Source organism: Flavobacterium sp. ov086 (assembly GCF_900187965.1).
GTDB lineage: Bacteria > Bacteroidota > Bacteroidia > Flavobacteriales > Flavobacteriaceae > Flavobacterium.
In genome coordinates this window covers 26414-38300 of record NZ_FZNL01000027.1, presented here as the reverse complement: position 1 = coordinate 38300, position 11887 = coordinate 26414, and the positions used below count along the sequence as shown (strand labels likewise).

Annotated in this window: 15 protein-coding genes; 6 read left to right on the top strand and 9 right to left on the bottom strand. The window is 31.1% G+C overall.

The window, feature by feature from the left end; all coding sequences use genetic code 11:
* The first annotated feature begins 59 nt into the window (after positions 1-59).
* Both CHB81_RS22815 and CHB81_RS22810 read left to right on the top strand, forming a co-directional pair.
* Positions 60-1043: a UDP-glucuronic acid decarboxylase family protein gene (locus tag CHB81_RS22815; RefSeq protein WP_089354144.1), complete on the top strand. Its 984-nt coding sequence runs from the start codon at positions 60-62 to the stop codon at positions 1041-1043.
* Between the two features lie 33 nt (positions 1044-1076).
* Positions 1077-1844, top strand: a complete 768-nt coding sequence (locus CHB81_RS22810) for a glycosyltransferase family 2 protein (protein ID WP_089354143.1) — start codon at positions 1077-1079, stop codon at positions 1842-1844.
* A 176-nt stretch (positions 1845-2020) separates the two neighbouring features.
* Here the strand turns inward: CHB81_RS22810 and CHB81_RS22805 are convergent, their stop codons facing one another.
* Genes CHB81_RS22805 through CHB81_RS22790 form a run of 4 tightly spaced genes read right to left on the bottom strand, consistent with a single transcriptional unit; the run spans position 2021 to position 4488 of the window.
* The gene (locus CHB81_RS22805) at positions 2021-2542 is read right to left on the bottom strand and encodes an ORF6N domain-containing protein (RefSeq protein ID WP_089354142.1); all 522 of its coding nucleotides are present in this window, start codon (positions 2540-2542) and stop codon (positions 2021-2023) included.
* A 41-nt stretch (positions 2543-2583) separates the two neighbouring features.
* Entirely contained in the window at positions 2584-3894 is a 1311-nt protein-coding gene (locus CHB81_RS22800) for a phenylacetate--CoA ligase family protein (protein WP_089354141.1), read from the bottom strand.
* Complete coding sequence (locus CHB81_RS22795; protein ID WP_089354140.1) at positions 3895-4197, bottom strand: HigA family addiction module antitoxin; 303 nt, start codon at positions 4195-4197, stop codon at positions 3895-3897.
* 9 nt (positions 4198-4206) lie between these two features.
* Entirely contained in the window at positions 4207-4488 is a 282-nt protein-coding gene (locus tag CHB81_RS22790) for a type II toxin-antitoxin system RelE/ParE family toxin (protein ID WP_089354139.1), read from the bottom strand.
* Positions 4489-4584: 96 nt separating this feature from the next.
* Between CHB81_RS22790 and purD the strand changes: the two genes are divergently transcribed.
* Positions 4585-5859, top strand: a complete 1275-nt coding sequence (purD, locus tag CHB81_RS22785; RefSeq protein WP_089354138.1) for a phosphoribosylamine--glycine ligase — start codon at positions 4585-4587, stop codon at positions 5857-5859.
* On the opposite strand, the gene CHB81_RS27230 is transcribed toward purD, so the two are convergent.
* A complete protein-coding gene (locus CHB81_RS27230; protein ID WP_089354137.1) occupies positions 5851-6081 on the bottom strand; it encodes a uracil phosphoribosyltransferase in 231 nt (76 codons plus the stop codon). The genes purD and CHB81_RS27230 overlap by 9 nt on opposite strands.
* 140 nt (positions 6082-6221) lie before the next feature.
* Between CHB81_RS27230 and CHB81_RS22775 the strand changes: the two genes are divergently transcribed.
* Positions 6222-7151: a DUF6427 family protein gene (locus CHB81_RS22775; protein WP_089354136.1), complete on the top strand. Its 930-nt coding sequence runs from the start codon at positions 6222-6224 to the stop codon at positions 7149-7151.
* Here the strand turns inward: CHB81_RS22775 and upp are convergent.
* A complete protein-coding gene (gene upp, locus CHB81_RS22770; RefSeq protein WP_089354135.1) occupies positions 7146-7799 on the bottom strand; it encodes a uracil phosphoribosyltransferase in 654 nt (217 codons plus the stop codon). The two genes, CHB81_RS22775 and upp, sit on opposite strands and share 6 nt — an antisense overlap.
* Positions 7800-7909: 110 nt before the next feature.
* On the opposite strand from upp, the gene CHB81_RS22765 reads away from it, so the two are divergent.
* Complete coding sequence (locus CHB81_RS22765) at positions 7910-8515, top strand: DUF4254 domain-containing protein (protein ID WP_089354134.1); 606 nt, start codon at positions 7910-7912, stop codon at positions 8513-8515.
* A 39-nt stretch (positions 8516-8554) separates the two neighbouring features.
* Positions 8555-9577 (top strand): glycosyltransferase family 9 protein, encoded by a 1023-nt coding sequence (locus CHB81_RS22760; protein WP_089354133.1) that lies wholly within the window; start codon positions 8555-8557, stop codon positions 9575-9577.
* An 89-nt stretch (positions 9578-9666) separates the two neighbouring features.
* On the opposite strand, the gene CHB81_RS27225 is transcribed toward CHB81_RS22760, so the two are convergent.
* The 3 genes from CHB81_RS27225 to CHB81_RS27255 all read right to left on the bottom strand — a co-directional run bounded on the left by CHB81_RS27225 (position 9667) and on the right by CHB81_RS27255 (position 11843).
* Complete coding sequence (locus CHB81_RS27225) at positions 9667-9912, bottom strand: hypothetical protein (protein WP_254921251.1); 246 nt, start codon at positions 9910-9912, stop codon at positions 9667-9669.
* Between the two features lie 407 nt (positions 9913-10319).
* Positions 10320-10631: a hypothetical protein gene (locus CHB81_RS22750; RefSeq protein ID WP_089354131.1), complete on the bottom strand. Its 312-nt coding sequence runs from the start codon at positions 10629-10631 to the stop codon at positions 10320-10322.
* A gap of 159 nt (positions 10632-10790) precedes the next feature.
* The gene (locus tag CHB81_RS27255; RefSeq protein ID WP_089354130.1) at positions 10791-11843 is read right to left on the bottom strand and encodes a ferredoxin--NADP reductase; all 1053 of its coding nucleotides are present in this window, start codon (positions 11841-11843) and stop codon (positions 10791-10793) included.
* Positions 11844-11887: the final 44 nt, after the last annotated feature.

Here is an 11887-nt window from a genome sequence, read left to right as displayed (position 1 = left end):
TTATAATAGTTTCTATAATTTTCAAATCACTTACATTTGTGACGAATAATAAACCAATTATGAAAAGAATACTTATTACCGGTGCAGCAGGATTTTTAGGATCACATTTGTGTGATCGATTCATTAAAGAAGGCTATTTTGTTATTGGAATGGATAATCTGATTACCGGAGATCTTAGAAACATTGAACATTTATTCAAATTAGAAAATTTCGAATTCTACCATCATGACATCACAAAGTTTGTTCATGTTCCTGGTGAATTAGATTATATACTGCATTTTGCCTCACCAGCTAGCCCTATAGATTATTTAAAAATTCCGATACAGACTTTAAAAGTTGGTTCATTAGGAACTCATAATTTATTAGGATTAGCGAGAGTCAAAAAAGCCAGAATTTTGATCGCTTCAACTTCTGAAGTTTATGGGGATCCGTTAGTTCATCCTCAAACTGAAGAATACTACGGAAACGTAAACACAATCGGACCTCGTGGTGTTTATGACGAAGCCAAACGTTTTCAGGAATCAATTACAATGGCATACCATACATTTCATGGCGTAGAAACTAGAATCGTTCGTATTTTTAATACTTATGGTCCAAGAATGCGCTTAAATGATGGTCGTGTAATTCCGGCGTTTATTGGGCAAGCTTTGCGTGGAGAAGATTTAACCATTTTTGGAGATGGAATGCAAACCCGTTCTTTTTGTTACGTAGATGATCAGGTTGAAGGTATCTTTAGATTATTACATTCTGATTATGTATATCCGGTAAATATTGGAAATCCGGACGAAATCACAATTAAAGATTTTGCTGAAGAAATCATCAAGCTAACAGGAACGAATCAGAAAGTAGTTTACCATCCATTACCAATAAACGATCCTTTACAGCGTCAGCCAGACACTACAAAGGCAAAAGAATTATTGGGTTGGGAAGCAAAAGTAAATCGTGCCGAGGGAATGAAAATTACCTACGATTATTTTAAATCACTTTCTAAAGAAGAACTTTCAAAAGAAGAACACAAAGATTTTTCAAGTTACATCAAGTAATAAAAGCTTAAATCCCGAAGACATTCCAATCTAATGAGCGAATTAGTATCTATTATAATCCCAACATATAATACTGAAAAGTTCATTGGGTTGACTTTGCAATCAGTTCAAAATCAAAGTTATAAAAATTGGGAAATAATTTTGGTTGATGATGCATCTACGGATAAAACTGTAGAAATCATAAACAGTTTTGCTGGAAAAGACAATCGGATAAAACTCTTTCAATTAGCCAAAAATTCCGGAAACGGAGTCGCCCGAAATGTAGCTTTAGAAAAAGCAACCGGAAAATATATAGCTTATTTAGATGCTGATGATTTATGGTATCCGTCGAAATTAGAAAAACAGATTCAGTTTTTAAAAGCAAACAATTTACCTTTTACCTTTAGTTTTTATGATTCTATTGATGAAGAAGGAAATAATCTAAACAGGCGAGTTGAGGCACCATTAGAATTAACTTATTATCAATTGTTTTTTTGCAATTACGTTGGCAATTTAACCGCTATTTATGATGCTGATTATTTTGGAAAAATTGTAATTGAAGCCACTCAAAAAAGGCAAGATTGGCGATTGTGGCTTACTATTTTAAAACAAATTCAATTTACCAAACCAGTTCCAGAGCCTTTGGCATTTTATAGAATAAGAAAAGATTCAATTTCATCTTCTAAATTCAAATTGATAAAACACAACTTTGGAGTTTATAGAAATTTTCACAGATTTAATTTTGTGTTTTCGGTTTTATTAATGATCCGATTTTTATTCACACAATTGATTATAAAACCTCGATATATTAAGAAGATTTAGCATTCTTCAAGGTCACAATTTGTGACCTTGAAGAAATCATGTTTAGTTTATTTCACTTATTAAATCTTGAAGTCGCAAATTGCGACTTCAAGTTTGCAGTTTACATTTCTAAGGTCGCAATTTGCTACCTTAGAAAATCTCGGTCAGAATTGGAGATCACAATTTGTGACCTCCAATTATTTTTTATATCCAATTTTTATTCTTTCACTTTCGTTGTCTTTTTTATCCGTCAATTCATCCAAATAGGAGAAAACCAATTCAATATTTTTATCATGATTCTCTAATTTCTTTTGAATCTGAAGAATATCAACCTTAATTTCCGTTGTATCTAGAAGCATTTGTCTCACTTTCGTGAAAATACGCATGATTTGGATATTGGTTTGAATTGCTTTATCGCTTTTTAGAACGCCTGATAACATTAAGACACCATGTTCTGTGAAGGCAAAAGGTAATTTTCTAATTCCTCCCCAACTTGATGTCGCAATTTGCGACATCAAGTTTTCTAATTCAATTTCCGTAAGTTGAAACATAAAATCTGTTGGAAATCGTAATATATTTCTTTTTACTTGTTCATTAAGTCTTCTTGTTTCTACTCCATAGAGATGAGCCAGATCAAAATCAAGCATCACTTTTTGATTACGGATAAAATATATTTTGTTTGAAATAGTTTCTTCAGAAAGCAGAGAATGATCGTCCATAAGTTTTTTATTAGTAAAACAAATGTAGGATTTTATTTATATTATAAATAAGATTTAAATTGCTTTAATTTTCCGCGATTTGTTCTTTCCAGAACTGTTTTTCGGGTAAAAGTAAAGTTTAAATTGGGTTCAAGATACAATGCAATAGCTTCTTTTATTTTCTGAATTTGATATGAATCTAGTTCATTTTCAGAAACATATTCAATTTCAAAAGAATCTAATTTTGTCTGTTTGATGATAAATTCTTTGACATTTCCATCATCTTCAATAATGCTTTTGGTTACATAGTAAAACGTTAATCCAGGTGATTTTTTCCCGCTTGGTAAGATTGCAACATCATTTGTTCTGCCAATTAATTTCTTTAAGATTGGTTTTTGTAGCGTACTTTTTTCGTCCAAAATTCCAATATCTCCAATATCATATCTTATAAATGGGTTTGCTTTATTAAATAGAGAAGTAATCACAATCTTGCCTTCTTCCCCGTAAGGGAGAACATTATTATCGTCATCAAGAATTTCTACAAACAATGTTTCGGCATTAATTTGCCATTCGCCTTTTGTGTTCTCAAATGCAATTAAATCAAGTTCTGAAGCTCCGTATTCATTGATTATCGGAATACCGAATTGCTTTTCTAAAAGCTTTTTATCCGATTCAAAAAGCATTTCCGAAGTAACAAAACAAGCTTTTAAAGTTGGACAGATTTCTTTTAATACGATATTTTTTTTTCCTAAATACTTAGCAAATAAAACAATCGAACTCGTGTAACCATTGAGATAATCGAATTTTTTCGTTTTGAATTTTCGTAGAAATTTTTCCAAAACTTCATCAGATAAATCGAAAACCGGAAATCGAAAACGACCGCTTAAAAAATCTTTAAAACGTTCTTTATGATATCCAATAAAATCCATTGGAATACCATAAAAACGGGCTTGATACGAATGATTAAAATCAATATCAAACCAGCCAAAACGCATAATATTAGATGCCCAGGTTAAAGCATGAGAATATTTGTCCTTTGCAAAAACAAATGGAGTTCCGCTAGATCCTGATGTTTTGTTGAGGTAAACGTTTTTTAAAGTATAACCTTTTGAAAGTCTTTCTTCCAGCGGTTTTTGTAAATTTTGTTTGTTCAGAATCGGTAAATCTTCCCATTTCCAATCCGTTGTATTACCGACTAATTCCTGATAAAAAGAATTGTTTTTTAAATGAAAATCGACAATTTCTTTCTTTTTATTCTGAAGAAAAATAGCATAATCTTTTTCAGATAAATTTACGATTTCATTCAATTCGGCTTTAGCTTTCTTTATCGGAAAACCATTTAATTGAAGCGAAATGTCAAAAAGTGAGATCATTTAAATAGCTTCTTTTAAATCGTAACGTTTAATAGACCTTAATTCCTGACCTTTGTTTGTTTGTTCTTCTTCAATATCAAAATCGTCTTGAAGACCCAGCCAAAATTTAGCCGAATTTCCAAAATATTGACTTAAGCGCAAAGCAGTATCAGCAGTTATTCTGCGATTTCCTTTAATGATTTCAGAAATTCTTGTTTGCGGAATTTTTAAATCTTTTGATAAACGATAAGAAGTTATTTTTAAAGGAATTAAAAATTCTTCCATTAAAATTTCTCCCGGATGTATATTTTTTAATTTTTCCATTTTACTTTTTTAATGATAATCTACAATTTCAACATTTGAAGCATTTCCATTTTCCCAAGAAAAAATAATGCGCCATTGATTATTAATTCGAATACTGTAAAACTCTTTTAAATTGCCGGAAAGTTTTTCCAGACGATTAGATGGAGGAATTCTTAAATCTGTTAAATTCTGGGAGTTGTGTAACATTCTAAGTTTTCTGCGGGCAATTTGTTGTATTTCTTGAGAAGGTTTTTTTACAATGATTCCATTCCAAATTTTTTCAGTTTCTTTAGATCCAAATGAAATTATCATACCTTTCGCGTTGCTAACGTCAAAAGTAAGTAAAAAAAATTATTATTTAAGGTTAAAACCCACTATTTTTGCACCACAACTAAATACAACTATAACATGACAATTTTACTATTGGGATCAGGCGGAAGAGAGCATGCTTTTGCGTGGAAAATGATTCAGAGTCCGCTTTGCGAAAAACTTTTTGTTGCACCAGGAAATGCAGGAACGGCTGCAATTGCTACAAACGTTGCAATGTCTCCAACCGATTTTGATGCTATTAAAACATTTGTACTGCAGGAAAACGTAAAAATGGTTGTTGTAGGACCAGAAGATCCTTTGGTAAAAGGAATTTACGATTATTTTAAAAATGACGAAAGTTTAAAGCATATTCCGGTTATTGGACCATCTAAATTAGGTGCTCAATTAGAAGGAAGTAAAGAATTTGCAAAAGAATTCTTGATGAAACATAACATTCCAACAGCGGCTTATGATAGTTTTACTGCTGAAACTGTTGAAAACGGATGTGCTTTTTTAGAAACTTTACAACCTCCATACGTTTTAAAAGCAGATGGTTTAGCAGCTGGAAAAGGTGTTTTGATTATTCAGGATCTTGAAGAAGCTAAAACAGAGTTAAGAAACATGTTGGTTCATGAAAAATTTGGTGCAGCAAGTTCTAAAGTTGTTATCGAAGAATTTCTGGACGGAATCGAATTGAGCTGTTTTGTTTTGACTGACGGAAAAAGCTATAAGATTCTTCCAACAGCAAAAGATTACAAAAGAATTGGTGAAGGTGACACAGGATTAAATACAGGCGGAATGGGAGCAGTTTCTCCAGTTCCTTATGTTGACGCTGTTTTGATGGAAAAAATTGAAACTCGTATCGTAAAACCAACAATTGAAGGTTTCCAAAAAGACGGAATCGAATATAAAGGTTTTGTATTTATTGGTTTGATTAATGTAAAAAATGAGCCAATTGTTATTGAATACAATGTAAGAATGGGTGATCCGGAAACTGAAGTTGTGGTGCCAAGATTAAAATCTGATTTAGTAGAATTGTTCTTGTCTGTTGCAAATCAGAAACTGGATGAATTTACATTAGAAGTTGATCCTAGAAGTGCGACTACAATTATGGTAGTTTCTGGCGGATATCCTGAAGATTTTGAAAAAGGAAAAGTAATTACCGGATTAGAAAATATTACAGATTCTATTGTTTTTCACGCCGGAACAAAATTAGATGACAAAAATGTCGTTAGTAATGGAGGACGTGTATTGACTGTAACCTCTTATGGAGACGATTTCCAACAGGCTATAAAAAAATCTTACCAAAATATAGATAAACTAAATTTTGATAAGATGTATTTTAGAAAAGATATCGGCTTCGACTTACTTTAAGAAAGAGTGAGCTGTAGTATCTTGGTTTTCTGTTCCAGCATCATCAAATATGCGTAATTGTTTAATCCAATAAACGATTGCGCATGCGCAGATGGTCATAAAAATCCAGTTAATTGTGTTTGCACCAAACCAAGTAATTAGTTCTAAATGACGTAAAAAGTCAAGCGGAGCAAATAAAATGTTAACGAATAAGTATTGTATTCCTTCAAAAAAAGCTGTCATAATTTATAAAATTATATGTTATTTATTGTTTTGTAACGCATTGAAGTTAAAATTCAATTAATAGAATCTTTTTTCAACTTGTTGGTTTTTCCTTTTAAACAAGTATTATATTTACAATCACAAAAGTATAAAATATCCTTATGATAACAAGTGTTTTTAAAAAATCTACGCCATTAAATTATTCATTGGCCGTAATTTTAATACTGGTTTTCTTTTTTCTGTTTCAAATCCAAGAACCTTCCTGGATTAATTCTTATTTTTTGGGATTTCAAAAAGTGAGTTTATTGTGCTTTATATTGGCTTCTTTTTTTATGATTAATTTCATCGTAAAAAAGAATGGACTCAGTAAAGACAATGGTTACGCAATACTTTTCTACTTATTGTTTATATTATTTTTCCCTACAATATTTAATAATCCAAATGTAATATATGCCAACTTTTTTCTTTTATTGGCGCTGCGACGATTGATTTCTTTACAATCCTTAAAAGCTTCTAAAGAAAAAATATTTGATGCTTCTTTTTGGATTTTTGTAGCTTCTTTATTTCAATTTTGGTGTGTGCTTTTTATTATTTTAGTATTTATATCAATTGTTTTTCACGTTTCAAGAGATTATAGAAACTGGGTTTTACCTTTTGTAGCACTTTTAGCCGTTTCGATTGTTTTTTTGATGATATCCTTAATCTTTCATATTGATATAGTTGAATTTTTTGAGAAAAGAGCTATACTTGATTTTAACATTGATTACTTTAAGAATAATTACGAAAACGGAGCACTCTCAATTTATGTTGCAGTAGCGTTGTTTTTTGTGGCTTCAATGTTAATGACATTATCAAATAGACCTCAAATAGTTCATACTTCTTATAAAAAAGTGGTTGCCTGTTTTTTTATTGCAATCGCTGTTTACATCATTTCGCCTAATAAAAGTAATGATTTATTATTGTTTAGCATTGCACCATTAACTATTATGGCGGCAAGTCATGTAGAGTATATGCAGCAAAAACTCAATAACGAAATTGTTTTTTATGTGTTGATTTGCTGCAGTTTATTTACTTATTTTTCTCAATTATAGTTTACTTCCGTAAGCAAGATCTCCGGCGTCACCAAGTCCGGGAACAATGTAATTTTTTTCATTTAGTTTCTCATCCAGAGAAGCAACCCATAGATGACAGTTTTCTGGAAGACTTCTTTCCAGAAAAGCAATTCCCTCCGGAGCAGCAATGACAACAACAATATGAATTTCTTTGGGAGTTGCATTTTGAACTAATTTTTCATGAACAGCAACTATCGATTGTCCTGTTGCCAACATTGGATCAAGAAGCAAAACTGTTTTATTGTTTATGTTTGAAAGTGCTTGATATTCAACCAGAATTTCGAATTCATCATCATTATTTGGATGATGTCTACAAGCAGAAACAAAGCTATTTTCAGCATGATCAAAGTAGTTTAAAAAGCCATTGTGTAATGGTAAACCAGCTCTTAAAATAGAACATAAAACCAAATCACTTTCAATTTCGGTTGTTTTTTTAATACCAAGCGGAGTTTGAATTTCGACATTTTTATAGGACAAATCTTTGCTTAATTCATATGCCATAATTTCGCCAATTCGCTCTATGTTTCTTCTAAAACGCATGCTGTCGTTTTGAACATTTACATTTCTAATTTGCCCCAAAAAATGGTTTAATACGCTATTATTCTCAGATATATAATGAATTTTCATAATGATTTTTAATATTATCAATTGTTTATGCGATGTAAACGAAAAACTAAAGGTTTTATTCGCACTATAAAAGTATAAAAAGTATCTTTGTGTCTCTAAAAAATAAAGACATGTTTTCAAAATTAGCATATTCTGTTTTCGAACAAAGCATCAAAGACTATCATCAATTTGATAATGTTGATCAGCCAATAAACAATCCTTTCCCAAAAGATAAATTTGAGCATTTATTATACTTAAAAAACTGGATTGATACTGTTCAATGGCATTTTGAAGATATTATTCGTGATCCGCAAATTGATCCTGTAGCAGCTTTGACATTAAAAAGAAGAATCGACGCTTCAAATCAAGAGCGTACCGATATGGTTGAGTATATTGATAGTTACTTTTTGCAAAAATACAGTGATGTAAAAGTAAAAGATGGAGCAAAGATTAACTCTGAAAGTCCAGCTTGGGCATTTGACAGATTGTCTATCTTGGCATTAAAAATTTATCACATGCATGAAGAAGCTACACGTGCTGAGGCTTCACAAGAACATAGAGATAAATGTCAGGAAAAATTAAACGTGCTTTTAGAGCAAAGAAGTGATTTGTCTACTGCAATTGATGATTTGTTGACAGACATTGAAAATGGAGATAAATTCATGAAAGTGTACAAACAAATGAAAATGTACAATGACGATGAATTGAATCCTGTTTTATACCAAAATAAAAAATAATTGGCAGAATTGTCCAATAAAATTAAGCATATAGCCGTCATGAGACTATCCGCAATGGGAGATGTCGCCATGACGGTTCCTGTTTTACGCGCTTTTGTAAAACAGTATCCAACGGTAAAAATCACCGTAATTTCACGCCCATTTTTTAAACCTTTTTTTGACGGAATTCCGAATTTGGAATTTTTTGCTTTTGATGAAAAAGAGCGTCACAAAGGTTTTACGGGACTTTTGAAATTATTTAGTGATGTAAAAAAACTGAAAATTGATGCTTTTGCAGACCTTCATAATGTTTTAAGATCTAAAATTGTGAGTTTACTTTTCGCTTTAAGCGGAAAAAAAAGAGCCACGGTTGATAAGGGAAGAGAAGGAAAAAAGGAATTAACCCGTGCCGAAAATAAAATATTCAAGCAATTGCCAACAATGTTCGAAAGACATTCAAAAGTGTTTGAAGAACTTGGTTTTCCTTTAGATTTATCATCTCGAAGCGTCGGGACAACTTTCCCTGAAAAAGCAAATTTAAGTGTAGATATTCTGGAAATCATTGGAGATCAAAATCAAAAATTAATCGGAATTGCTCCTTTTGCGCAGTATGATTCTAAGGTCTACCCACAGGATTTAATGCAGGAAGTTATTGAAAAACTGGCTGAAAATAAAGCATATAAAATTTTACTTTTTGGAGGAGGAAAGAAAGAAATCGAGATCTTGGATTCACTTTCAAAACCATTTGAAAATGTAATAAATATGGCTGGAAAAATAAAATTTCAGCAGGAGTTACAATTGATAAGTAATCTTGATGTGATGCTTTCTATGGATTCTGGAAACGCACATATTGCCGCAATGTTAGGCATAAAAGTAATAACGCTTTGGGGTGCAACACATCCTTATGCAGGATTTTTGCCTTTTAATCAAAGCCTTGAAAACGCTTTAACTTCAGATAGAAATCAATATCCAAAACTGCCAACCTCTGTTTACGGAAATAAAATTGTTGAAGGTTATGAAGATGCAATGAGATCTATCTCTCCGGAGAAAGTAGTTCACATTATTCAGTCGCAGTTATTGTAGAAAATTCAATAAAAAGCTCCAATAAAAAAAATCCAAATTCCAACTTGACAATTGGAATTTGGATTTTTTTTATTGGAATTTTCAAACTATTATAAATCAAAAAGAAGATATCCCATTGGTTTCTTTTTGTTTCTATCGACTACAACTTTAACAAAATGATTTTCTTTTTCAGTAGCTAGTAAAATATGTTCAAAATCTTCTGTTGAATTTCTATAAACTTTATGTATCAATTCAGATTCTTTAACTTTTTTTGATAAAATTTTGGCTGCTTTTAATTCATTTACATAAGGCCAAATATTAAAAAAACTATCATTAGTGACTGATATTTCTCTCATTCCATGAATCATTGATGAGTTATACTTTTCTTTCGAAATTAGTTTAGGGCCTTTTCTGTTTCGTCTTTTTATAATTATAAAATAGATGCAAAAAAAAGAGGTTACTACAAAAAGTAATATAAAAGATAAACGAAGGTAGTGATGCATTGCCATAGTATTTAATGTTTTAAAAGTTGACAATCAGAAAATTATAATACTAATATAATAAATTTTTAGCATGTTTTTTAAAAAATATTTAAAATGTCACATGCTTTTTTGTTTATTATACAGAAACGTTTTCAAATCGAACACTATACTTTCAAAATCAAAAAGACAATATTGTAAAATTCTGACAAAAAAATAGTTCATAAAAAAATCCAAATCTCAATTGTAAAGTTGGGATTTGGATTTTTTATTAGAATTTATTCCTATTCTAACCATATCTTCTCATCACGACATCTGCTGTAAATATAATTTTTAAGATTCGAAATAGTAGCTTCATAATCTGGTGCTTCATAACCAAATCTTTCATGTTCTATTAGTTCTTTTTCGATTTCATTACAGCCTTTTATAACTTCTTTGAGCATATCCAACATTGCCAGCTCTTTATTGTTTGTTTTCTGAAATTTAAACTCAACAATTTCGTCTTGAAGTTCTTCGCAATATTTAATAAGTTTCTCTACTTCAGGTTCGTCTAAAAGATATTCTTTGCTTTTAAAAATTTCTCGTACAGATCTCATAAAAAATAAATTTCAATTTTTAAATTCCAATATTCCAATATTCCAATTTGACAAAGATTGCTAATAATCATTAAAAGAAAAAATTCCAAATCCCAATTTTAAAGTTGGAATTTGGAATTTTTTTATTGGAATTTCTCCTTGTTTTTGGAATTTTAACCTCTAAACATCATCATAATCTATATAAATAGATTCTGATGTTGGATGCGCCTGACAGGTTAAAATTAAACCAGAAGCGATTTCTTTATCTGTCAAAATTGAGTTTTTAGTCATTTCTGCAGTTCCAGAAGTTACACGAGCTAAACAGCTGCTGCAAATTCCGCCCTGGCAAGAATATGGAGCGTCAATTCCTTGTTTTAGAGCAGCATCTAAGATGGTTTGCTTTTGAGACATTTCGAACGAAACTTCGTCATCATCGACTAAAACAGTAATTTTTGTATGACCTTCTAATGAAGTATTGATTTTATGTTCTTGAGTAGAAGATGTAAAAAGCTCAAATTTAATAGCTGATTCTTTTACATTTTTCTCTTTCAAAACATCAGAAACTGTATTGATCATTTCTTCAGGACCGCACAAGAAAAATTTATCAAACTGAAGTTCTTTATGTTTGTTGTTTAGTACAAAATTTACTGCCGATTTCTCGATTCGTCCAAACAATGCATTTTCGGCTTTAGCCTGACTAAAAACATAATGCACGAAAAAACGACCTACATATTGCAATTGTAAATCATGTAATTCTTGATGAAAAATAGTTCCTTCAGGAGTTTTATTTCCGTAAACTAATACAAATGAACTTTTTGGCTCACTTTTCAAAACGGATTTAATAATAGAAAGAACAGGAGTAATTCCGCTTCCGGCAACAAAAGCTGCGTAGTTTTTTTGTCTTTCGGCATCAGGTTCAAAAGTAAATTTCCCTTCCGGATGACCAACTTCAAGAACATCTCCAGCCTTTAATCTGGTATTTGCAAATTGTGAAAACAAACCATTTTTAACTGCTTTTACAGCAATTCTTAATTCGCCGCTTTCTGGTGCAGAGCAAATCGAGTAAGCACGACGAATTTCTTGATTATCAAGTGTTAACTTAAGATTTATGTATTGTCCAGCTATGAATTTATAGTCTGGTTTTAGTTCTTCCGGAACATTAAAAAGTACAGAAACTGCGTCGGTCGTTTCGCGTTTTACCTCTTTAATTATGAGTTTTAAAAATGAAGGCATGATTGTATATTTTATGCAAAAGTAGCAAACGACTATTAAATGAC